Source organism: Enterobacter sichuanensis, assembly GCF_009036245.1.
GTDB lineage: Bacteria > Pseudomonadota > Gammaproteobacteria > Enterobacterales > Enterobacteriaceae > Enterobacter > Enterobacter sichuanensis.
In genome coordinates this window covers 1,602,971-1,626,555 of sequence record NZ_CP027986.1, presented here as the reverse complement: position 1 = coordinate 1,626,555, position 23,585 = coordinate 1,602,971, and the positions used below count along the sequence as shown (strand labels likewise).

Annotated in this window: 18 protein-coding genes; 10 read left to right on the top strand and 8 right to left on the bottom strand. The window is 55.1% G+C overall.

The window, feature by feature from the left end:
* Positions 1-7: 7 nt before the first annotated feature.
* Positions 8-1,915 carry an ABC transporter ATP-binding protein gene (locus C1N69_RS07605; RefSeq protein ID WP_047958172.1) on the bottom strand — a complete coding sequence of 636 codons (1,908 nt, stop codon included), beginning with the start codon at positions 1,913-1,915 and terminating at the stop codon, positions 8-10.
* 12 nt (positions 1,916-1,927) lie between these two features.
* The gene (gene rlmKL / locus C1N69_RS07600; RefSeq protein WP_155030934.1) at positions 1,928-4,036 is read right to left on the bottom strand and encodes a bifunctional 23S rRNA (guanine(2069)-N(7))-methyltransferase RlmK/23S rRNA (guanine(2445)-N(2))-methyltransferase RlmL; all 2,109 of its coding nucleotides are present in this window, start codon (positions 4,034-4,036) and stop codon (positions 1,928-1,930) included.
* 98 nt (positions 4,037-4,134) lie between these two features.
* Here rlmKL and C1N69_RS07595 point away from each other — a divergent pair, with 98 nt between their 5' ends.
* Positions 4,135-5,244, top strand: a complete 1,110-nt coding sequence (locus tag C1N69_RS07595; protein ID WP_047958171.1) for a YcbX family protein — start codon at positions 4,135-4,137, stop codon at positions 5,242-5,244.
* Here the strand turns inward: C1N69_RS07595 and zapC are convergent.
* Positions 5,241-5,783, bottom strand: coding sequence for a cell division protein ZapC (zapC, locus tag C1N69_RS07590; protein ID WP_025755985.1), 543 nt, complete (start codon positions 5,781-5,783; stop codon positions 5,241-5,243). The two genes, C1N69_RS07595 and zapC, sit on opposite strands and share 4 nt — an antisense overlap.
* Positions 5,784-5,948: 165 nt before the next feature.
* A complete protein-coding gene (gene pyrD, locus C1N69_RS07585; protein WP_045284708.1) occupies positions 5,949-6,959 on the bottom strand; it encodes a quinone-dependent dihydroorotate dehydrogenase in 1,011 nt (336 codons plus the stop codon).
* Between the two features lie 249 nt (positions 6,960-7,208).
* Between pyrD and ssuE the strand changes: the two genes are divergently transcribed.
* The 5 genes from ssuE to ssuB are packed head-to-tail and all read left to right on the top strand — an operon-like array spanning position 7,209 to position 11,449.
* Entirely contained in the window at positions 7,209-7,784 is a 576-nt protein-coding gene (ssuE, locus tag C1N69_RS07575) for an NADPH-dependent FMN reductase (protein ID WP_025755987.1), read from the top strand.
* A complete protein-coding gene (locus C1N69_RS07570; protein WP_155030933.1) occupies positions 7,777-8,739 on the top strand; it encodes a sulfonate ABC transporter substrate-binding protein in 963 nt (320 codons plus the stop codon). Before ssuE ends, C1N69_RS07570 begins: the two co-directional genes overlap by 8 nt.
* On the top strand, positions 8,736-9,881 hold the full coding sequence (ssuD, locus tag C1N69_RS07565; protein WP_155030932.1) for an FMNH2-dependent alkanesulfonate monooxygenase: 1,146 nt from the start codon (positions 8,736-8,738) through the stop codon (positions 9,879-9,881). The genes C1N69_RS07570 and ssuD overlap by 4 nt, the downstream gene beginning before the upstream one ends.
* Positions 9,882-9,890: 9 nt before the next feature.
* On the top strand, positions 9,891-10,682 hold the full coding sequence (gene ssuC, locus C1N69_RS07560) for an aliphatic sulfonate ABC transporter permease SsuC (protein ID WP_025755990.1): 792 nt from the start codon (positions 9,891-9,893) through the stop codon (positions 10,680-10,682).
* Entirely contained in the window at positions 10,679-11,449 is a 771-nt protein-coding gene (gene ssuB, locus C1N69_RS07555; RefSeq protein ID WP_155030931.1) for an aliphatic sulfonates ABC transporter ATP-binding protein, read from the top strand. The genes ssuC and ssuB overlap by 4 nt, the downstream gene beginning before the upstream one ends.
* Positions 11,450-11,533: 84 nt before the next feature.
* Here ssuB and pepN read toward each other — a convergent pair whose 3' ends face one another.
* Positions 11,534-14,146, bottom strand: coding sequence for an aminopeptidase N (gene pepN, locus C1N69_RS07550; protein ID WP_155030930.1), 2,613 nt, complete (start codon positions 14,144-14,146; stop codon positions 11,534-11,536).
* A gap of 254 nt (positions 14,147-14,400) precedes the next feature.
* Between pepN and pncB the strand changes: the two genes are divergently transcribed.
* From pncB to C1N69_RS07530, 4 genes are all read left to right on the top strand, one after another.
* Entirely contained in the window at positions 14,401-15,603 is a 1,203-nt protein-coding gene (gene pncB, locus C1N69_RS07545; RefSeq protein WP_047958166.1) for a nicotinate phosphoribosyltransferase, read from the top strand.
* A gap of 166 nt (positions 15,604-15,769) precedes the next feature.
* Positions 15,770-17,170: an asparagine--tRNA ligase gene (gene asnS / locus C1N69_RS07540; RefSeq protein WP_025755994.1), complete on the top strand. Its 1,401-nt coding sequence runs from the start codon at positions 15,770-15,772 to the stop codon at positions 17,168-17,170.
* Between the two features lie 605 nt (positions 17,171-17,775).
* Positions 17,776-18,864, top strand: a complete 1,089-nt coding sequence (locus C1N69_RS07535) for a porin (protein WP_047958165.1) — start codon at positions 17,776-17,778, stop codon at positions 18,862-18,864.
* A gap of 184 nt (positions 18,865-19,048) precedes the next feature.
* On the top strand, positions 19,049-20,239 hold the full coding sequence (locus C1N69_RS07530) for an amino acid aminotransferase (protein ID WP_095440932.1): 1,191 nt from the start codon (positions 19,049-19,051) through the stop codon (positions 20,237-20,239).
* 51 nt (positions 20,240-20,290) lie between these two features.
* On the opposite strand, the gene C1N69_RS07525 is transcribed toward C1N69_RS07530, so the two are convergent.
* From C1N69_RS07525 to ldtD, 3 genes are all read right to left on the bottom strand, one after another.
* The gene (locus C1N69_RS07525) at positions 20,291-20,938 is read right to left on the bottom strand and encodes an MBL fold metallo-hydrolase (RefSeq protein ID WP_095451636.1); all 648 of its coding nucleotides are present in this window, start codon (positions 20,936-20,938) and stop codon (positions 20,291-20,293) included.
* Positions 20,939-20,958: 20 nt separating this feature from the next.
* The gene (gene mepK / locus C1N69_RS07520; protein ID WP_025755997.1) at positions 20,959-21,510 is read right to left on the bottom strand and encodes a peptidoglycan L,D-endopeptidase MepK; all 552 of its coding nucleotides are present in this window, start codon (positions 21,508-21,510) and stop codon (positions 20,959-20,961) included.
* 174 nt (positions 21,511-21,684) lie between these two features.
* Positions 21,685-23,499, bottom strand: coding sequence for a L,D-transpeptidase (ldtD, locus tag C1N69_RS07515; RefSeq protein WP_095440930.1), 1,815 nt, complete (start codon positions 23,497-23,499; stop codon positions 21,685-21,687).
* Positions 23,500-23,585: the final 86 nt, after the last annotated feature.

Sequence of the window (23,585 nt, the reverse complement as noted above, 5' to 3'; positions counted from 1 at the left end):
TCCCTGTTTATGCGCCGTTTTTCAGAGACTCTAGGTACTCCCAGCGCTCAAAGGCGTCTTCCAGGGCTTTTTCAGCCGCGGAAAGTTCAGCCAATACTTTCTGAGTATAGTCATGCGATTGGGTAAAGAATGACGCATCAGCAACCTGTTTTTGCAGATCCTCAAGCGCGGCCTCCAGCTCTTCAAGACGCTGCGGTAGCCCCTCCAGTTCGCGCTGCAGGTTATAGCTTAGTTTAGCCGAGGTTTTCTTGACAGTTTCTGCTTTTGTTACAACAGGTTCAGAACTTATTTTGGACTTTGCCTGTTTCTGCGCCAGAGACTGCGACTGCTGCCCTTTTGCATCGTGATAGCCGCCGACATATTGTCCAATTCGACCTTCACCTTCGAAAATCCAGCACTCGGTCACGGTGTTATCAACAAACTGACGATCGTGGCTGACGAGCATCACGGTTCCCTGATAGCCATCAATCAGTTCTTCCAGCAGTTCCAGCGTTTCGACATCCAGATCGTTGGTCGGTTCATCGAGGATCAGCAGGTTGCTTGGCTTCAGAAACAGACGTGCCAGCAGAAGACGATTTCGCTCACCGCCTGACAGGGCACGTACCGGCGTCATCGCACGTTTCGGATGGAACAGGAAGTCCTGCAGGTAGCCCAGCACATGGCGCGGCTTGCCGTTCACCATCACCTCCTGCTTACCTTCGGCGAGGTTATCCATCACCGTTCTGTCCGGATCCAGCTCCGCGCGGTGCTGATCGAAGTAGGCCACTTCGAGTTTCGTACCGCAGTGAATGCGCCCGCTGTCGGCCTGAAGCTGTCCGAGCATCAGTTTCAACAGCGTGGTTTTACCGCAGCCGTTCGGGCCAATCAGGGCGATTTTGTCGCCGCGCTGGACCTGAGCCGAGAACTCTTTCACCAGGACTTTACCGTCAACCTGATAGTTCACGTTTTCCATTTCGAAGACAATCTTGCCGGAACGGGAGGCCTCTTCCACCTGCATTTTGGCGCTGCCCATCACTTCACGGCGTTCGCTACGTTCACGGCGCATGGCCTTCAGGGCACGCACGCGGCCTTCGTTACGGGTACGGCGGGCTTTAATCCCCTGGCGGATCCACACCTCTTCCTGCGCCAGCTTGCGGTCAAACTCGGCATTCTGCAGCTCTTCCACGCGCAGGTTTTCTTCTTTCTCCAGCAGATAGGTATCGTAATCGCCTGGATAGGTCACCAGCTTACCGCGGTCGAGATCGACAATACGCGTCGCCATATTGCGAATAAACGAACGGTCGTGAGAGATGAAGATGATGGTGCCGCTGAAGGTTTTCAGGAACCCTTCCAGCCAGTCAATCGCTTCGATATCCAGGTGGTTCGTCGGTTCGTCCAGCAGCAGCACCTTCGGCCCGCTGACCAGCGCGCGACCGAGGGCCGCTTTACGCAGCCAGCCGCCGGAGAGCGCCGACAGCTCCATATCCGCTTCGAGACCAAGCTGCGCCAGCACCTCATTAATGCGGTTTTCAAGCTGCCACAGGCCGTGGTGATCGAGCATCTCCTGCACTTTCGCCAGCTCGTTGAGATTCTTGTCGCTCGGGTCGGTCATCACCAGATGCGAGATCTCATGATAGCGCTTCAGGTATTCAGCCTGCTCAGAGATACCTTCCGCCACGAAATCGTACACGCTGCCGGTCACGTGGCGCGGTGGATCCTGCTGCAGGCGGGAGACAATCAGATCCTGTTCGTAAACAATCCGCCCGTCATCCAGGCCCTGTTCACGGTTGAGGATTTTCATCAGCGTGGATTTACCCGCGCCATTGCGGCCCACCAGACAGACGCGCTCGTTATCTTCGATGTGCAGTTCGGCATTATCGAGAAGTGGTGCGTCGCTGAATGAGAGCCACGCGCCGTGCATACTAATTAAAGACATTTATTTTTCCTTTCAGACCGCGGTAATCAACCAGCAGTTATGGATTTGACGGTTACGGGCAAAGTCCTGAGACAGCGTTTTTTGGCTGATTTCTTGTGCTTTCAGTCCCAGGGCTGATAAGCCGTCATGATCCATACGGAAGCCGCGTTTGTTGTTCGAGAACATAATCGTGCCGCCTTTACGCAGCAGGCGTTTCAGGTCGGTCATCAGGCGCAGGTGATCGCGTTGTACATCAAAGCTATCTTCCATACGCTTGGAGTTGGAGAAGGTCGGCGGATCGATAAAGATCAGGTCGAACTGCTCATCGGTATCACGCAGCCAGCCCAGCACGTCGGCCTGCATCAGACGATGCTGACGCCCGGTTAAGCCGTTCAGGCGCAGGTTGCGCTCCGCCCACTCCAGATAGGTGCGGGACATATCGACCGTGGTAGTGCTGCGCGCACCGCCCAGACCCGCATGCACGCTGGCGCTGCCGGTGTAGGAGAACAGGTTGAGGAAATCTTTACCCTTGCTCATTTGGCCCAGCATACGGCGGGCGATACGGTGGTCAAGGAACAAGCCGGTATCGAGGTAGTCGGTCAGGTTAACCCACAGGCGGGCGTTGTATTCGCCCACTTCGATAAAGTCGCCCTTCTCGCCCATCTTCTGATACTGGTTTTTCCCTTTCTGGCGTTCACGGGTTTTGAGCACCAGTTTGTTTGGCGCAATCCCCAGCACGGCGATGGTGGCTGCAATGACGTCCAGCATGCGCTGACGCGCTTTTTGCGCATCAATGGTTTTTGGTGGCGCGTATTCCTGAATCACCACCCAGTCCGCGTAGCGGTCAACCGCCACGTTGTACTCCGGCAGATCGGCGTCATACAGGCGATAGCATTCAATGCCTTCCTGCTTCGCCCATTTTTCAAATTTCTTCAGGTTCTTACGCAGACGGTTAGCGTAATCTTCCGCCACGCCCGACGGTTTGCTGTCCGCCGCCTTCTCCGCCAGATGGTAGTTTTTCTGCACGCAGTCCAGCGGGCCATTCTTCGCCTTAAACTGGCGATCGGCGCGCAGTTGCAGGCAGCTCAGCAATTCCGGTGAGGCGCTAAAGAGGGAGAGATTCCAGCCGCCAAAGTAATCTTTCATGTTGCGGCCGAGCAGGCTGTGCAGGGCAATCAGCGCCGGTTCGCTGTCGAGACGCTCACCGTATGGCGGGTTGCTGATAACCGTACCGTAAGGCCCTTTCGGCAGCGGGTTGGTCAGGTTGGCGACATCTTTCACCTCGAAGGTGATCAGCTCGCCGATACCGGCACGACGGGCGTTGCTGCGCGCACGTTCAATCACGCGCGGATCGCTGTCCGAACCGTAGAAGTGGGAGGTATACTCCGCCAGGCCTTTACGTGCGCGGGCCTGAGCGTCCGCTTTCACCTCTTTCCAGATGGCTTCATCGTGCTGCGCCCAGCCTTTGAAGCCCCACTGGCCGCGGTGCAGTCCCGGCGCGCGGTCGGTGGCCAGCATAGCCGCTTCAATCAGCAGCGTACCTGAGCCACACATCGGGTCGAGCAATGGCGTGCCTGGCTGCCAGCCGGAGCGCATCACGATGGCGGCGGCCAGGGTTTCTTTGATCGGTGCCATACCGGTGCGATCGCGGTAGCCACGCAGATGTAAGCCCGCCCCGCTCAGATCGAGAGAGATACTTGCTGTGTCGCCATTGAGCCAGACGTTAATGCGCAGATCCGGGTTTTCACGATCGACATTTGGTCGTTCCTTATTTTTACGCGTAAAACAGTCCACAATGGCGTCTTTGACGCGCAAGGCACCGTACTGGCTGTTGCGGATCTCGTCGTTCACGCCGTTGAAATGCACCGCGAAGGTGGCATCTGGCGTGAAGATCTCTGTCCAGTCGATCATCTGAACGCCGGTATAGAGGTCAAGGTCACTGTAAACCTTACACTCCTTCATCGGCAGCATGATGCGCGATGCCAGACGGCTCCACATCAGGCTCTGGTAAATAAGCCGTGTGTCGCCCTCAAAATGGACACCACCCTGAACCACCTGGCACTCTTGCGCGCCCAGGGCTTCCAGTTCAGTTTTTAACAGCTCTTCCAGCCCACGGGCCGTACTGGCAAACAGAGAATTCATATCGTCACTTTTACTCTAAGAAAATTGTCGCGCATTATAGCTAATATGGCGTGTATGTCATAAAGTTGAAGGCTTATTTTCATTCGAGGGACTGTGCAGTGGCGACCTTATCCAGGCTTTTTATTCATCCGGTGAAATCCATGCGCGGCATCGGCGTTTCTCACGCCCTGGCCGACATGAGCGGATTTGCCTTCGATCGTATCTTCATGGTCACCGAGCCGGACGGGACGTTCATTACCGCACGCCAGTTCCCGCAGATGGTTCGCTTTACCCCTTCCCCGCTTCATGACGGTTTGCACCTGACCGCACCGGATGGTGAAAGTCGGGTGATCCGCTTTGCTGATTTTGCGCCTGTCGATGCGCCAACGGAAGTGTGGGGCAATCATTTTACCGCGCGCATTGCCCCGGAAGAAATTAACCGCTGGCTGAGCGGCTTTTTCTCCCGCGACGTGCAGCTTCGCTGGGTTGGGCCGGAACTGACACGTCGCGTGAAGCGTCACGACGCGGTTCCGCTCTCCTTCGCCGATGGTTTCCCGTTCCTGCTGACCAATGAAGCCTCGCTGCGTGATTTACAACGCCGCTGCAAAGCCAGCGTTCAGATGGAGCAGTTCCGTCCGAACCTGGTGGTGACGGGAGCAGACGCCTGGGAAGAAGATACCTGGAAAGTAATCCGCATTGGCAGCGTTATTTTCGACGTGGTGAAGCCCTGCAGCCGCTGCATTTTCACGACGGTAAGTCCGGAGAAAGGCCAGAAGCACCCTTCCGGCGAGCCGCTGAAAACCCTGCAGTCCTTCCGTACCGCGCAGGATAACGGCGATGTCGATTTTGGCCAGAACCTTATCCCACGCTCCAGCGGCGCGATCCGTGTCGGTGACGAGGTAGAAATTCTTGCCCGTGGACCCGCACGCGTTTACGGCGCAGGCCAGGAAGAGGAGTCTGTCGATATTGAGACGCCAGTCAGCTCGGCGGTGGATATTCACTGGCAGGGCAGCGTCATTCGGGGAAACAATCAGCAGGTTTTACTTGAGCAACTGGAACAAGCGGGGATCCGCATACCCTATTCGTGCCGCGCGGGGATCTGTGGCTGCTGTCGAATTAAACTGGTGGAGGGCGAGGTCAGTGCGCTGAAAAAGTCAGCGATTGCCGAAGACGGGACCATTCTGTGCTGCAGCTGTATCCCAAAAACGTCGGTACAGCTGGAAGCTTAAACCGCCTGCTCAAGGCTGAACGAGTCCATACGCAACTGCGGTTTCAGCCTGTCGTTCATCACTTTTATGGCGTCCCCAAGCTGCATCGTCCGCCCGGCAATGGTCACGCCGGGCTGGGCCAGCAGACAGAGCGCGGCATTTTCGCCAGGCTCAACCACCAGCAAACTGACCTCTTCTGCCGTATCGCTCAGATTGACGCAGGCTGCGTCACCCGTTGCCGGGGTCCAGTTCATGTTGTGCGCAAGAAAGTGCCAGCTTTTCGGCATCTGTGGTTTCAGGAAACGGATCGCGACCAGCGCATTTAATACCAGTTCGGCACGCTGCTCTTTAGAGAGAACCAGATCGCGACATTTCTCCTCAAAGGAGAAATAAAGCGCAGCGTCATCCACGCAAAAGCCAGACGGGGAAAACGCATCCGGGGTTAACATTCGGCGGGCGAAACGAGAACGAAACAACATGCCATTGGCTAAATCGAGCATCATTCGATCGTGCTCGTCGCAAAAATACCAGCGCCAGTTATCGTCAGGTTTAATTCGCATGTTTCTCTCCCGTACCCAAACGTCCTGTACTAAAAATGTCCTGATTGCCGCTTCGTTTATAACACCATTAATAAAAGACCATAATGTCTAAATAAGCAACAGTGACGGAATATAAAACAACCAGGGCTGGAAATAAAGCCCTGGTTGTCTGATTAGGAGAAAAGATTAGATATGAGTAACGATTTCTTTAATCAGCGGCGGCCCTTTAAAAATAAAGCCGGAATAGATTTGCACCAGTGACGCACCTGCCGCCATCTTCTCGCGCGCAGCTATCACGGAGTCAATGCCACCGACGCCAATAATCGGCAGGCGTCCTTTTAATTCCGCAGACAGGGCACGAATAATTTCGGTGCTTTTTAATTGTACTGGACGACCGCTTAACCCACCCGCTTCATCACAGTTTTTCATTCCCTGTACGAGGGAGCGATCGAGGGTGGTATTGGTCGCAATCACGCCATCAATATTATGGCGAACTAAACTGTCAGCAACCTGGATCAATTCTTCCGCAGAAAGATCCGGGGCGATCTTAACCGCCACCGGAACATATTTATGGTGGATCGCCTGCAGGGCATTTTGTTTATTTTTAATGGCGCTCAGAAGATCGTCCAGCGCTTCACCATATTGTAAGGATCGCAGGCCCGGAGTATTGGGTGAAGAAATATTCACCGCGATATAACCGGCATAGGCGTAGACTTTTTCCATACAAATCAGGTAGTCATCTTTACCCTGCTCGACTGGCGTATCTTTATTTTTGCCGATATTGATGCCTAATACCCCATCAAAATGGGCTTTTTTTACGTTCTCCACCAGGTGATCCACACCGTGGTTGTTAAAGCCCATGCGGTTGATCAACCCTTCGGCTTCGACCAGGCGGAACAGGCGCGGCTTGTCATTTCCCGGCTGCGGACGCGGGGTGACGGTACCAATTTCGATGGAGCCAAAGCCCATCGCGCCCAGGGCATCAATGCACTCGCCATTTTTATCCAGACCTGCCGCCAGACCCAGCGGGTTTTTAAAAGTCAGTCCCATGCACTGCACAGGTTTTTCCGGCACGTTCTGGCGCACCAGTGCCGCCAGCGGCGTTCCGGTAATACGACGTAATTGCTGGAATGTAAATTCATGAGCGCGCTCAGGATCGAGCTGGAAAAGGGCTTTACGAACGAAGGGGTAGTACATGAACTCTCCTGGATTCCCGGTGTGCAAACCGGGAGGGGATTATGGGCGATCCCGGCGCGAAAGGGAATTGACCTGTGGCAAAAAAAGCCGCGTAAAACGCAATCGTTTACCTGCCCGGGGATTTCTTATGCTCTTTTTCGCATTTTAATTGCAGATAAATCATTTAGTGGAATAACCGCGCGATGTCACACTCCTGAAAATTGTTATGAATGTTAGATAAAAGCAAACAATTGGTTATAAGGAGGAAGTATGCGCGTCATTACTCTGGCCGGAAGTCCACGATTCCCTTCGCGCTCCAGCGCCCTGCTGGAATATGCCCGTGAAAAGCTCAATGCCCTGGATGTGGAAGTGTGCCACTGGAACCTGCATAACTTCGAACCTGAGGATCTGCTCTACGCCCGTTTTGACAGCCCCGCGCTCAAAACCCTGACAGAACAGCTTAAAGACGCGGACGGCTTAATCGTCGCCACGCCGATTTATAAAGCCTCTTTTTCCGGCGCACTGAAAACCTTGCTTGATTTGCTTCCTGAACGCGCACTGGATGGCAAGGTGGTGTTGCCGCTGGCCACAGGCGGCACAGTCGCCCATTTACTGGCGGTGGATTACGCCCTGAAGCCGGTCCTGAACGCGCTGAAAGCGCAGGAGATCCTCCACGGCGTCTTCGCGGATGACTCCCAGGTCATTGACTATCAGCACAAACCACACTTTACGCCTAATCTGCAAACCCGCCTCGATAACGCTCTGGAAACCTTCTGGCATGCCCTGCATCGCAGGGATATTCAGGCTCCGGCGTTTGGTCAGCCTCAAGGAGTCGCTCATGTTTAAAATCTTATCACGCGTCGGACTGGCAGGTCTGATGGCACTGACGTCGCTGGCCCATGCCGCAGATAACGCCCCTGAGAGCTTACGCATCGGTTACCAGAAAGGCAGCGTGAGTATGGTGCTGGCCAAAAGCCACCAGCTTCTGGAAAAACGCTTTCCGGACACCCAATTCTCCTGGGTTGAGTTTCCCGCTGGCCCCCAGATGCTGGAAGCCCTGAACGTCGGCAGTATTGATCTGGGCAGTACAGGCGATATTCCGCCAATATTCGCCCAGGCCGCCGGAGCGGACCTCGTCTACGTGGGCGTTGAGCCGCCTAAACCGAAGGCCGAAGTGATTCTGGTACCGGAAAAGAGCGACATCAAAAGCGTCGCCGATCTTAAAGGACATAAAGTTGCGTTTCAGAAAGGTTCCAGCTCGCATAACCTGCTGTTGCGTGCCCTGCAGGAAGCCGGGCTGAAGTTCACCGATATTCAGCCCGTCTATCTGACCCCGGCTGATGCGCGCGCCGCCTTCCAGCAAGGGAATGTGGACGCCTGGGCCATCTGGGATCCGTACTACTCGGCCGCACTGCTGCAGGGCGGCGTGCGGGTACTGAAAGACGGTACCACCCTGAAACAGACCGGCTCGTTCTACCTTGCCGCAAAACCGTATGCGGAAAAGAACGGTGCATTTATTCAGAACGTACTGGATACCTTTACCCAGGCCGATGCCCTGACCCAGAGCCAGCGTCAGGAAAGTATTGCCCTGCTGGCAAAAACCATGGGCTTACCTGAACCGGTGATCGCGAGCTATCTCAGCCACCGTCCACCGACCACCATTTCCCCCGTAGATGCACACGTTGCCGCACTTCAGCAGCAAACCGCTGACCTCTTCTATCAAAATCACCTGGTTCCTAAGCAGGTGGATATTCGTGAACGTATCTGGCAACCCGCAGGCAAAGAAGGAACAAAATCATGAGTCTGAATCTTTTCTGGTTTTTACCCACCCACGGTGATGGACACTATCTTGGTACAGAAGAGGGTTCACGCCCGGTTGACCACGGCTATCTGCAGCAAATAGCGCAGGCGGCGGACCGCATCGGTTTCACCGGGGTACTGATCCCAACCGGACGATCCTGTGAAGATGCCTGGCTGGTCGCCGCCTCGATGATCCCGGTGACTCAGCGGCTAAAGTTCCTGGTTGCGCTGCGCCCGAGCGTCGTCTCCCCCACCGTGGCAGCGCGTCAGGCGGCAACCCTCGACAGACTGTCCAACGGTCGCGCCCTGTTTAACCTGGTGACGGGTAGCGATCCCCAGGAGCTGGCGGGCGACGGCGTGTTCCTCGACCACACCAAGCGCTATGAGGCCTCTGCCGAGTTCACCCGCGTCTGGCGACGTCTGCTGGAGGGTGAAACCGTGACCTTCGAAGGCAAGCATATTCACGTTCGCGACGCGAAGCTTTACTTCCCGCCGGTGCAGCAGCCGCGCCCTCCCCTCTATTTTGGCGGATCGTCAGATGTGGCGCAGGACCTGGCGGCAGAGCAGGTCGATCTGTATCTCACCTGGGGCGAACCGCCTGAGCTGGTAAAAGAAAAAATTGACCAGGTCCGCGCCAAAGCGGCCGCCCATGGCCGCAAGGTGCGCTTCGGTATTCGTCTGCATGTGATTGTGCGTGAGACCAATGAAGAAGCCTGGCAGGCGGCCGACCGTCTGATTTCTCATCTGGATGATGAGACCATCGCCAAAGCGCAGGCCGCGTTTGCCAAAACTGACTCCGTCGGACAGCACCGGATGGCATCCCTGCACAACGGCAAACGCGAGAATCTGGAGATCAGCCCGAACCTGTGGGCAGGCGTGGGTCTGGTGCGCGGCGGTGCGGGTACGGCGCTGGTCGGCGACGGTCCAACCGTGGCCGCGCGGATTAATGAATACGCAGAGCTTGGGATCGACAGCTTTATTCTCTCAGGCTATCCGCACCTGGAAGAGGCGTATAAGGTGGGCGAACTGCTGTTCCCGCATCTGGATGTGGCCATCCCGGAAATTCCCCAGCCCCGCCAGTTGCAGCTGCAGGGCGAAGCCGTGGCCAACGAATTTATCCCGCGAAAAGTTGCGCAAAGCTAAGGAGTAACCATGTCTGCCACCTCACAAAAATGGTTGCTGCGCGCCGCGCCGTGGTTTTTACCCGTCGGCATTGTGGCTATCTGGCAGCTCGCGTCGTCCACCGGTTGGCTGTCGAGCCGCATTCTGCCCTCCCCGGAGGGCGTTATCGAAGCGTTCTGGTCGTTAAGCGTCAGCGGCGAGCTGTGGCAGCATCTGGCGATCAGCTCCTGGCGTGCGGTGATTGGTTTTTCCATCGGCGGCAGCATCGGCCTGGTGCTGGGGTTGATCAGCGGCCTGTCCCGCTGGGGTGAGCGGCTGCTGGATACGTCCATTCAGATGCTGCGCAACGTGCCGCATCTGGCGCTGATCCCGCTGGTGATTTTATGGTTTGGTATTGATGAGAGCGCCAAGATTTTCCTCGTGGCGCTGGGCACGTTGTTCCCGATTTACATCAACACCTGGCACGGCATCCGCAACATCGATCGCGGTCTGGTGGAGATGGCGCGCAGCTACGGTTTATCAGGCTTCGCGCTATTTACTCACGTCATTCTGCCCGGCGCCCTGCCCTCGATTATGGTCGGGGTGCGTTTTGCGCTCGGCCTGATGTGGCTGACGCTGATCGTCGCGGAAACCATCTCTGCCAACTCCGGCATTGGCTATCTGGCGATGAACGCCCGCGAATTCCTGCAAACGGATGTGGTCGTGGTCGCCATCATCCTTTACGCCCTGCTCGGCAAACTCGCCGATGTCAGCGCCCAGTGGCTGGAACGCAGCTGGCTACGCTGGAATCCGGCCTATACCACTTCGGAGGCGAAAGCATGAACACAGCCCGACTGACTCAGGGTACCCCGCTGTTACTCAGCGGTGTCACCAAACGCTATGGTGAAAACACCATTCTTAACGGACTGGATCTGCACATTCCCGCCGGGCAATTTGTGGCCGTTGTCGGCCGCAGCGGCGGCGGCAAGAGCACACTGTTGCGTCTTTTAGCGGGGCTGGAGTCCCCCAACGGCGGCGACATTCTGGCAGGCACGACGCCGCTGGCCAATATTCAGGACGATACCCGTATGATGTTCCAGGACGCGCGGCTGCTGCCGTGGAAAACAGTCATCGACAATGTCGGGCTCGGTCTTAAGGGCAACTGGCGGGATGAAGCCCGCCAGGCGCTGGCCGCGGTTGGGCTGGAAAATCGAGCCGATGAATGGCCTGCGGCGTTGTCGGGTGGACAGAAGCAGCGTGTGGCGCTGGCGCGGGCGTTGATTCACCGTCCGGGCCTGCTGTTGCTCGATGAACCGCTGGGCGCGCTCGATGCCCTGACGCGAATCGACATGCAGGATTTGATTGCATCCCTCTGGCAGGCGCACGGCTTTACGGTGCTGCTGGTGACGCATGACGTGAGCGAAGCCGTCGCAATGGCCGACCGGGTGCTGTTAATAGAAGACGGGAAAATTGGGCTGGATCTGACGGTAGACCTTCCACGCCCTCGTCGCGTCGGTTCCGCAAGGCTGGCGGAGCTCGAAGCTGAAGTGCTGGATCGGGTGATGAAACGGGGGGGGAATGAGCGCGCATTGATCAAAGCTAATGCCTGATGCCCTCACCCCGGCCCTCTCCCACGGGGAGAGGGAGAAAACCCTATGTAGGCCCGGTAAGCGTAGCGCCACCGGGCTTTTACATCAGGCCAACGCTTTAGCAATCTTCTCGTACAGATCGCCTGACAGGTTTTCCAGCCCTTTCAGTTGCTCAAGCGCGGCACGCATCTTCGCCTGACGCTTCTCGTCGTAACGTTTCAGACGGATCAGCGGCTCAATCAGACGCGATGCCACCTGCGGGTTACGGCTGTTCAGCTCAGTCAGCATTTCAACCATAAACTGATAACCGCTACCATCTTCGGCGTGGAACGCCGCCGGGTTGCTGCTGGCAAACGCGCCAATCAGGGAACGCACGCGGTTGGGGTTGCTCATGGTAAAGGAGCGATGCTTCAGCAGGCTGCGAACGGTGCTGAGGGCATCGGCCGCCGGACTGGTCGCCTGCAGAATGAACCACTTGTCCATCACCAGACCATCCTGATGCCATTTGTCGTCGTACTCCTGCTTCAGCGCATCACGGCAAGGCAGTTCAGCTGCAACGCTTGCCCCCAGCGCGGCCAGCGCGTCGGTCATGTTATCCGCGTCGTGATACTGCTTGCTCACCAGGGTGTTCGCCAGCCCGGTTTCACCAAACGCCAGATAGCGCAGGCAGGTGTTACGCAGAGAACGTTTACCGATATCCGCATGCTCCACGCGATACGCGTCAAGCTTATTGGCGTTGTAGACCGCCAGGAACTCATCGGCCAGCTCGGTCGCCAGCGTGCGGGTCAGCGCTTCACGCACCGCCACGATGGCGATCGGGTCAATAATGTCAAACAGCTCCGCAATTTCCGTCGCGGACGGCAGAGTCAGGATTTCAGCCGCCAGTGCCGGATCAATCTTCTCGTCCAGCAGGATGGCGCGGAACGCGTCAGCCACATGAACCGGCAGCGTCAGCGGCTGGCCCTGCTGGTAACGGTTCACGTTCAGCTTGATGTAGGTTGCCAGCAGGCTTTGTGCCGCATCCCAGCGGGAGAAGTCATTGCGCGCGTGACGCATCAGGAACGTCAGTTGCTGATCGCTCCACTTGTACTCCAGCTTCACTGGCGCAGAGAATTCACACAGCAGCGCAGGTACCGGCTGGAAGTAGACGTTATCGAAGATAAAGGTCTGCTCGGCCTGGGTCACGTTCAACACGTGGTGCACCGGGTGGCCCCCCTTCTGCAATGGGATGACTTTGCCTTCGTTGTCGTACAGCTCAATACTGAACGGAATATGAAGTGGATATTTCTCTTCCTGCTCTGCCGTCGGCGGCGTACGCTGACTGATGGTCAGCGTGTACTGCTCGGTTTCCGGATTGTAATCGTCTTTGACGGTCACAATTGGCGTACCGGCCTGGCTGTACCAGCGGCGGAAATGAGAGAGATCGACATTGGAGGCATCTTCCATCGCCTGCACAAAGTCGTCGCAGGTGGCCGCACTGCCGTCATGACGCTCAAAGTACAGCTGCATCCCTTTCTGGAAATTCTCCTCACCCAGCAGGGTGTGGATCATACGGATAATTTCCGCCCCTTTTTCATACACCGTCAGGGTGTAGAAGTTGTTCATCTCAATGACTTTATCCGGGCGGATCGGGTGCGCCATTGGGCTGGCATCTTCCGCAAACTGCAGGCCACGCATGGTGCGCACGTTGTTGATGCGGTTTACCGCACGAGACCCCAGATCGGAGCTGAACTCCTGGTCACGGAAGACGGTCAGGCCCTCTTTCAGGCTCAGCTGGAACCAGTCGCGGCAGGTGACGCGGTTACCGGTCCAGTTATGGAAATACTCGTGGCCGATGACGCGCTCGATATCGAGATAATCTTTATCGGTGGCGGTATCGGTACGCGCCAGCACATATTTGGAGTTAAAGACGTTAAGGCCTTTGTTCTCCATTGCACCCATGTTGAAGAAGTCGACAGCGACGATCATATAGATGTCGAGGTCGTATTCGAGGCCGAAGCGCTCTTCGTCCCACTTCATAGAGTTGATGAGCGAGGTCATCGCCCATGGGGCGCGGTCCAGGTTGCCGCGGTCAACAAACAGCTCCAGCGCAACCTCGCGACCCGAACGCGTTTTGAAGGTGTCGCGCAGCACGTCGAAATCTCCCGCTACCAGCGCAAACAGGTAGCACGGTTTCGGGAACGGATCCTGCCACTGAACCCAGTGACGGCCATATTCCAGCTCGCCTTCACCGACGCGGTTACCGTTGGAGAGCAGGAAGGGATAAAGCTTTTTATCGGCGATGATTTTGGTGGTGAAGCGCGCCAGAACGTCCGGGCGGTCCAGATACCAGGTAATGTGACGGAACCCTTCCGCTTCGCACTGGGTGCACAACGCCACGCCAGACTGATAAAGCCCTTCCAGCGCCGTGTTGGCGGCCGGGCTGATTTCATTCACGATGCGCAGCGTAAACTTTTCCGGCAGGTTGTCGATGACCAGCTGATTGTTTTCTTCTTTATAGTCAGACCACGCTTCATCATTAATCTGCAGGGAGACCAGCGTCAGGTCTTCACCATCCAGACGCAGCGGCACGGCCGTTGCGCTGTGGCGCGTCACCTGGCTCACCGCCGTCACAACGGTTTTAGTGGCATCCAGGTCAAAAGTCAGATCGATATCGCTAATCAGGTAATCCGGCGCACGGTAGTCGTGGCGGTATTTGGCTTGTGGCTGTTGTGTCATAGAAAACCTTATGCATCGTTTGTCGAGTAACGTTTCAATATATTCCTGTTGTGTAAAACGCGCTACGCAGAATGTTCATCTTTTCAGGAACAAAACCCTTTTTTGCTACATTTATATAACACGGGGCACAAAATGCCCTCGACCCTTAAACGCGCTTATGTTGTGATCGGGGTTCAATAAATCACTAAACAAGGTATACTCCGGAGTTGTTTATTGTACTAAACGCTCCTGTGAGAGGATGCTACTGCGCACCTATGACTCAATTCGCTTCTCCTGTTCTGCATACGTTGCTGGATACCGACGCGTATAAACTGCATATGCAGCAAGCCGTTTTCCACCATTACTATGACGTTCATGTCGCGGCGGAATTCCGCTGCCGTGGCGACGACTTGCTCGGTATCTACGCAGACTCCATTCGTGAACAGGTCGATGCTATGCAGCATCTGACGCTGCAGGACGACGAATATCAGTGGCTTTCTGGCCTGCCTTTCTTCAAAACCGACTATCTGAACTGGCTGCGCGATTTCCGCTATAAGCCGGAGCAGGTCACCGTGGTTAACGATAATGGCAAGCTGGATATTCGCCTTGAAGGCCCGTGGCGGGAAGTGATCATGTGGGAAGTGCCGCTTCTGGCGGTAATCAGCGAGCTGGCCCACCGCTACCGTTCGCCGGAAACGGGCGTCGCGCAGGCGGTTGCCTCGCTGGAAAACAAACTGGCCGCCTTCTCCACGATGACTGAAGGGCTGGATATGTCCCGCTTCCGTCTGATGGACTTTGGCACCCGTCGCCGTTTCTCCCGCGACGTTCAGGAGGCGATCGTGAAACGTCTGCAGCAGGAGCCGTGGTTCGTGGGGACCAGCAACTACGACCTGGCCCGTCGTCTCGACCTGACGCCAATGGGAACCCAGGCGCACGAGTGGTTCCAGGCGCATCAGCAGATAAGCCCCGACCTGGCTAACAGCCAGCGTGCGGCACTGGCCGCTTGGCTTGAGGAGTACCCGAATCAACTCGGGATCGCCCTCACCGACTGTATTACGATGGATGCCTTCCTGCGCGACTTCGGTCCCGAGTTCGCCGAGCGTTACCAGGGGTTACGCCACGATTCCGGAGACCCGGTTGAATGGGGCGAGAAGGCGATTGCCCATTACGAAAAGCTGGGTATTGACCCGATGAGCAAAGTGCTGGTCTTCTCCGATAACCTCGATCTTGCGAAAGCCGTTGAGCTCTACCGTCATTTCAACACCAGAGTGAACCTGAGCTTTGGGATTGGTACCCGTTTGACCTGCGACATTCCCCAGGTGAAACCGCTGAATATCGTCATAAAACTGGTGGAATGTAACGGCAAGCCGGTGGCGAAGCTCTCCGACAGCCCGGGCAAAACCATCTGTCATGACAAAGCGTTTGTCCGCGCGTTACGCGAAGCGTTCGATCTCCCCCAGGTTAAAAAAGCCAGTTAAGCGCTCACGGGAGCCTTAACTGGCTCCCCTCTTCTTATTTATTTCTTAAATCTTCTCTTTTGACTGCGAAATTTACTTGTCTGATAGCGGATGGCAGGTAACATAGATATCCCCCATAAGGGTGGACAAGTGTTTATTTTTTCCGACTATTAACAGAGAGAATATTATGAGCGTTGTGCCTGTAGCCGACGTACTCCAGGGCCGTGTCGCCGTTGACGCCGAAGTCACCGTGCGCGGATGGGTGCGTACCCGCCGAGATTCTAAAGCTGGCATCTCCTTCCTTGCCGTCTATGACGGTTCCTGCTTTGATCCTGTACAGGCCGTCATTAATAATTCTCTGCCCAATTACAATGATGACGTTCTGCGCCTGACAACGGGTTGTTCCGTAATTGTGACTGGCGTTGTGGTGGCATCACCGGGTCAGGGCCAGAGTTTTGAAATTCAGGCCACGTCCATTGAGGTTACCGGCTGGGTTGAAGATCCGGACACCTATCCGATGGCGGCAAAACGTCACAGCATTGAGTACCTGCGTGAAGTCGCGCACCTGCGTCCGCGCACCAACCTGATTGGTGCGGTGGCCCGCGTGCGTCACACGCTGGCGCAGGCGCTGCATCGTTTCTTCGATGAGCAGGGTTACTTCTGGGTTTCGACTCCGCTGATCACTGCGTCTGATACAGAAGGTGCAGGTGAAATGTTCCGCGTCTCTACGCTGGATCTCGAAAACCTGCCGCGCACGCCAGAAGGCAAAGTGGACTACGACAAAGACTTCTTTGGTAAAGAAGCCTTCCTGACGGTCTCTGGCCAGCTCAACGGCGAAACTTACGCCTGTGCGCTGTCCAAAATCTATACCTTCGGCCCAACCTTCCGCGCCGAAAACTCCAACACCAGCCGTCACCTGGCGGAATTCTGGATGCTGGAGCCGGAAGTGGCGTTCGCTAACCTGGACGATGTCGCAGGTCTGGCAGAAGCGATGCTGAAGTATGTCTTCAAAGCGGTGCTGGAAGAGCGTCCGGACGACATGAAATTCTTCGCCGAGCGAGTAGACAGCGATGCGGTGGCCCGTCTGGAGCGTTTCGTCTCCGCTGATTTTGCACAGGTAGACTATACCGACGCGGTGGCAATCCTCGAGAAGTGCGGTGAGAAGTTCGAAAACCCGGTTTACTGGGGCGTTGACCTGGCGTCTGAGCACGAACGCTATCTGGCTGAGAAACACTTCAAGGCTCCGGTTGTTGTTAAAAACTACCCGAAAGACATTAAGGCTTTCTATATGCGCCTTAACGAAGACGGTAAAACCGTGGCAGCGATGGACGTGCTGGCGCCGGGCATCGGTGAAATTATCGGTGGTTCGCAGCGTGAAGAGCGTCTGGACGTGCTGGACGCGCGCATGGAAGAGATGGGTCTCAACCCTGCAGACTACAGCTGGTACCGCGATCTGCGCCGCTACGGCACCGTACCGCATGCCGGTTTTGGTCTGGGCTTCGAGCGTCTCATCGCTTACGTGACCGGTGTTCAGAACGTTCGTGACGTGATTCCGTTCCCACGTACTCCGCGTAATGCCAGCTTCTAATCGGTAAAACAGAAAATGGCCAGCTCATGCTGGCCATTATTTTATCCTGCATTGTCAGTTTTCGTCAGCGTAAAGTCAGCATCTTTAAACCTTCTCCCCGTCACAACCACTACCTGTTACGTTTTGTTTCCGTGAAATATCCAGCCACAAAAAATAAACCCCATTCTTATTGCGATTAATACATCCTCAAGCAATAGCACAAATTTCAACCGCTTTTTAAGCCATCCAGACGTCTTTATTGCGCCATAAGAAAAAGCAAGTCGTTTAAGGTCTGTTTATATGAAATGCCTTTATCCAAATTAATCATAAGGAATTCATATATATAGGAAACGCTCTGTTGTTTAATTCGCCAGCGAGTTCTGAAGTTTGAGATGGTTCACAAAGTTCCGAAAAATACATATTTAGTTACACATATTTTCTTGTTGTTACTTAATCTTGAGATTTGTAGCACTTTGAGGCTAGCGAAACGCTTCGGTGAATGGAAAGATGCCTGTCAGATACATAAAGACACCAAACTCTCATCAATAGTTCCGGAAATATTTATTGACAGAATTTATTGACGGCAGTGGCGAGTGTCATAAAAAAACCAATGAGGGTAATAAATAATGATGAAGCGCAATATTCTGGCAGTGGTAATCCCTGCCCTGCTGGTAGCCGGTGCAGCTAACGCTGCAGAAATCTATAACAAAAACGGCAACAAACTGGATCTGTACGGGAAAGTTGTGGGTGAGCACGACTTCGTGACTTCAGGTGACAACACTGACAGCAGCGATGCAACCTATGCTCAGATCGGTTTCAAAGGCGAAACTCAAATTAATGACCAGCTGACCGGTTACGGTCAGTGGGAATACCGTGCGCTGGCAAGCCAGGCAGAAAGCAACCAGACTCAGCGTACCCGTCTGGCGTTCGCTGGTCTGAAAGCCGGTGATGCGGGCTCCATCGATTACGGCCGTAACTACGGTATCGTATACGATGTAGAATCTTATACCGATATGGCCCCATCCTTCTCTGGTATGACCTGGGCTAACTACTCCGATAACTTCATGACTGGCCGTAACTCTGGTCTGCTGACCTACCGCAACTCTGACTTCTTCGGTCTGGTTGACGGTCTGAGCCTGGGCCTGCAGTATCAGGGTAAAAACGAGCGTACCGACGTGAGAACGGCTAACGGTGACGGCTTCGGTACCTCTCTGGGCTATGAATTCGGCGAAGGTTTCGGCCTGATCGGTGCTTACAGCAACTCTGACCGTACTAATGCGCAGAGCGCTGACGGTAAAGGCGAAAAAGCTGAAGCATGGGCAGTTGGCGCGAAATACGACGCGAACAACATCTACCTGGCGACCACCTACGCTGAAACCCGCAACATGACCCGTGAAGCTGACGGTTCATTCGCGAACAAAACTCAGAACTTCGAAGTGATCGCTCAGTACCAGTTCGACTTCGGTCTGCGTCCGTCCGTGTCCTACGTTCAGTCTAAAGGTAAAAACCTGGCACAGCGTGGCACCTTCTCTGGCGGCGATGCTGACCTGCAGAAATTCGTTGAACTGGGTGCGACTTACTACTTCAACAAAAACTTCAACATCTATGTTGACTACCAGCTGAACCTGATCGACGACACCGACTACTCTCGTAACGTCGGCATCGTGAACGGTAAAGACGACCAGGTTGCAATGGCTGTGACCTACCAGTTCTAATCAGAACACCACTATGTTATATGCTTAATGAACAGGGCTTCGGCCCTGTTTTTTTATGCCCGACAGAAAATAATAGCGACTTTTGAAAAGCCGCACGCTTTTCGTCGCAAACGGTTGGCATTTTGTAAATCTACCGTTAACCTGATAGCGGATTTCACTTCTGTAATCACAATGGAACTTCGTCATGTTTGAGAACATTACCGCCGCTCCTGCCGACCCGATTCTGGGCCTGGCCGATCTGTTTCGTGCCGACGACCGCCCTGGCAAAATCAACCTGGGTATTGGTGTATATAAAGATGAAACCGGCAAAACTCCGGTACTGACCAGCGTCAAGAAAGCTGAGCAGTATCTGCTGGAAAATGAAACCACCAAAAACTACCTCGGTATTGATGGTATCCCTGAATTTGGTCGCTGCACCCAGGAGCTGCTGTTCGGTAAAGGCAGCGCAATTGTAAGTGACAAACGAGCCCGCACAGCACAGACCCCTGGCGGTACCGGTGCTCTGCGCGTGGCGGCGGATTTCCTTGCGAAAAACACTTCTGTTAAGCGCGTCTGGGTGAGCAACCCAAGCTGGCCAAACCACAAGAGCGTCTTCAACTCTGCGGGTCTCGAAGTGCGCGAATATGCTTACTATGATGCGGCAAACCACTCTCTTGACTTTGACGGCCTGCTAGCAAGCCTGAGCGACGCGCAGGCAGGCGACGTGGTGCTGTTCCACGGCTGCTGCCACAACCCAACCGGTATCGATCCAACGCTTGAGCAGTGGGAACAGCTGGCTAAACTTTCTGTTGAGAAAGGCTGGCTGCCGCTGTTTGACTTTGCCTACCAGGGCTTCGCCCGTGGTCTGGAAGAAGACGCCGAAGGTCTGCGCGCGTTCGCAGCCGTCCATCAAGAGCTGATTGTTGCAAGCTCCTACTCCAAGAACTTCGGTCTGTATAATGAGCGTGTAGGTGCCTGTACGCTGGTTGCGGCAAACGAAGAGACCGCTGAACGTGCCTTCAGCCAGATGAAGTCGGTTATCCGTGCGAACTACTCTAACCCACCAGCACACGGTGCCTCTGTTGTTGCCACTATTCTGAGCAACGATGCGCTGCGCGCCATCTGGGAACAAGAGCTGAACGATATGCGTCAGCGTATCCAGCGCATGCGTCTGCTGTTTGTGAACACTCTGGCGGAGAAAGGTGCTGACCGCGACTTCAGCTTTATCACCAAACAGAACGGTATGTTCTCTTTCAGCGGCCTGACCAAAGAGCAGGTTCTGCGTCTGCGTGAAGAGTTTGGCGTGTACGCCGTGGCGTCTGGCCGCGTGAACGTTGCGGGTATGACGCCTGACAACATGGCGCCATTGTGCGAAGCGATTGTCGCCGTACTGTAATATGCGTCCATAAAAAAGCCTGCGTTATGCAGGCTTTTTTTTTATTTCGGGTTACCAGACAGGCATTTCATCCTGAAGGAACGGGTTGTGGAGCCGTTCATAGCCCAGCGTCGACATCGGGCCGTGTCCAGGGATAAACGTCACGTCATCACCCAGCGGCAACAACTTCTGTTTAATCGACTGAATCAACTGCCCGTGATCGCCGCGCGGAAAATCGCTGCGTCCTACGCCACCTTTGAAAATCACATCGCCGGAAATCAGCAGACGGGACTGGTCATCAAAGAAGACAATATGGCCTGGCGTATGCCCAGGACAATGCAACACCTGTAAAGTCACATTCCCTACGTTAACGCGCTCTCCTTCGTTTAGCCAGCGATCGGGCGTCAGAGGCTGACACTCATCAAGGCCAAACATGCGGCTTTGGGCAGGTAACCCCTGCAGCCAGAACTCATCTTCTTTTTCCGGACCAATCACGGGCACGCCATAATGTTGTGCCAGTTCCGCCGCTGCGCCAACATGGTCAAGGTGACCATGCGTCAGCAAAATTTGCATCAGCGTCACACCGCTGTCGGCGACTTCCTGCTTGATTTTCTCAGCGTCGCCGCCGGGATCGACAAGCGCGGCCAGATTAGTTTGTTCGCACCAGATAAGTGAACAATTCTGGGAGAACGCGGTAACCGGAATAATACGATAGTTCATACTGCTCCTGTGTTTCGTTATTACCAGTGCCGGACCGGACCGGTATCAATATGCACAAAGTTGCTGCTGGGGTAATATCCTACACCACCTGCGCGCATAGATAACGCAGCTTTGCGAATATTGGCTAACGAAACGCCCTCAATATGGAAATCCATTGCCTGTCCCTTCGTGTGGTAGCTTTTTTTCGCTACCCCGCGACTGTGGGCGCGCAGCTCATTATTGGTATCAATGGAACGATAACCCGAAATAAGCTGCACCGGCTTGCTGGTACCCAGCAGGCCCTGAAGGCGGAAAAGCTGGTCAAACAGTCCTGGATCGATGGCTTTTACTTTATTCGCGCGGAAATCACGGAAAAAATGGTTAAGTCTTGCTAATTCATCCTGAATATAGCCTCTGCCATCGAAGAACTCCGCTTTTAGCGACTCACCGGTGTGAAGATTGTTGAGCGTTAAAACTCGCGGACGAGGTGTCGAGAGGGTGGCAAATGCTGGCGTCGGCAAGATGGCCGCTGCGCCAAGCGCAACACCACCTAACGCCAGCAGTTTGCGGCGATTAGCGTCAAATTTGTCCATGATAATCAGGTCTACAGGTCAAAGAAATCGTAATATGCTTAGCGCACGAAGGGCACCATAACTGGCAAAACCGGGTACGTCAAGGCGCCCAACCCCAGTGAACACGCGGCTTACAGCGATATCGCCCCGTGTTCACCATAACTTACGACAATCATTTTTCCCGAACTGCTTCATTTACCTGATTAATTGTTCCGCTTTTGGCAAAATTTGTGCACCGGATCGCGCGGTGAGATCATAATTGTAAATATCTGTACGGTACTGGGTACGCCCGTCTTCACCTACAAACGCCGTCAGGTAGTAGAGATTGACCGGAATATTGTGTCGGATATTCACGTAACGCGTATCCCCCTGTTTCAGGGCATCCGAAATACGGGTGTCGTTCCAGCCCGCATCCTGCAGCAGCATGTTGGCCAGCTCCGAGGCTTTGTTCACGCGTACACAGCCAGAACTTAGCGCACGGGTCTCTTTCTGGAACAGATTGTGATTCGGGGTATCGTGCAGATAGATCGCTTCTGAACTCGGCATATTGAATTTGTAGCGCCCCAGCGAGTTATGCGCCCCGGGGGCCTGCTGGAAACGGAACGGCAGATTCGACGGCGTGATCGTCGACCAGTCGACCATATAAGGATCAATCGCTTCTTTGCTGTTCCAGCCGCGCATCACCGTATAGCCATGACGTTCCAGATAACCCGGATCGTTCCACACCTTCGGCAGAATGTCTTTACGCGCCAGCGTCGGCGGCACATTCCACGGCGGGTTGACGACCACGTTATTCAGCGCGCTGCTCATCAGCGGTGTTTTGCGATCCGGCCGCCCGACAATGACGCGCGACGCCAATACTTCGCTGCCGTTCTGGTAATAGACCAGCGAATACGCCGGAATGTTAACCATTATCCCGGTGGAGAGCGTGCCCGGCAGCAAGCGCAACCGCTGGATGTTCAGCGCCAGCACCCCGGCGCGTTGCGCAGGTGAAACGTTCAGCCAGTCACGTGTTGATTTACCGATTACGCCGTCCGCGCCCAGCCCCTGAGCCGCCTGGAACTGTTTAACCGCCGCAACCAGTTCCCGATCGTAAGCTGCAGGCTTATCACTCAACCTCTTCTCTTTTACCGAGGCTGACGGGCTAACCACCGCGTCTTGCGCCTCATCGCCTGGAAGGGCTATCTTCGGTCCGCTGTCCAGAAGACCGGAACGTTTCAGAATTTCACGCAGGGCGGGAACATCGCTGCTCCATTGTCCCGGACGCAGCGTCGCGGTACCGCGCATCTGCGGCCACGGACGGGAATCCGCCACCAGCGTAAGCAGCGACTGATGCATCGTGGCATATTGCGGATGCGCCGGCGCGAGGCTGGCAATAAACTGCGGCAACTGACCGTTGTCCAGGGCCAGTTGCCACTGATTAATCACTGACAGGGCTGGCGTCGCCAGCTTGTAAGGCTTATCACTGTACAACCAGCGGTTGCCGTTGACCGGAATACCTGCCACAAACTGCAGGTAGCCCATCATGGCGTCAGACAGTACCACATCCCGTGCCTGACCGGTAACCGCCGGGTCGGTCAACAGCTCCACCCACTGCGTAAACTGAGGCTGGAAACCTGCTATCGCCACTTCCGCCAGCTGTTGCTGGAAGGCGCGCACGGCATCCCGGTTTTCCCACATGGGTTTCATATCGCGTGCCGCATACAGCAGCGTGAGCTGGTTAATATAGGCGGGTGTGTATCCGGCAGGAAGCCCGGAGCGCAGCTGCTGACTAAGAGACTCTGCGTCGATACCCTCCGGTAACGGCCTGATGCCGGCCATAATCGCCGTCGCCGGAGATTGATCCAGCGGTTGCGACAGCGACGTCGGCTGCGCGCCGGTCGTGGCGGAGCTGTCAGTCGGCACGATTTCAGGCTCATCGGCCTGAGCGGTTAACAGTGGAGCAAACATCACTGTCAGGCACAAACCGAGTGCTGACAGCTGACGACCACATTGATTCTTTAGCAACATCCCTTGCCCCCTGTTTTCTCACGACATGCCCATCACAATGGGGCTTTTCTTCATTATAGAAAGGCGTAATCAGTGTTGCCTTACCT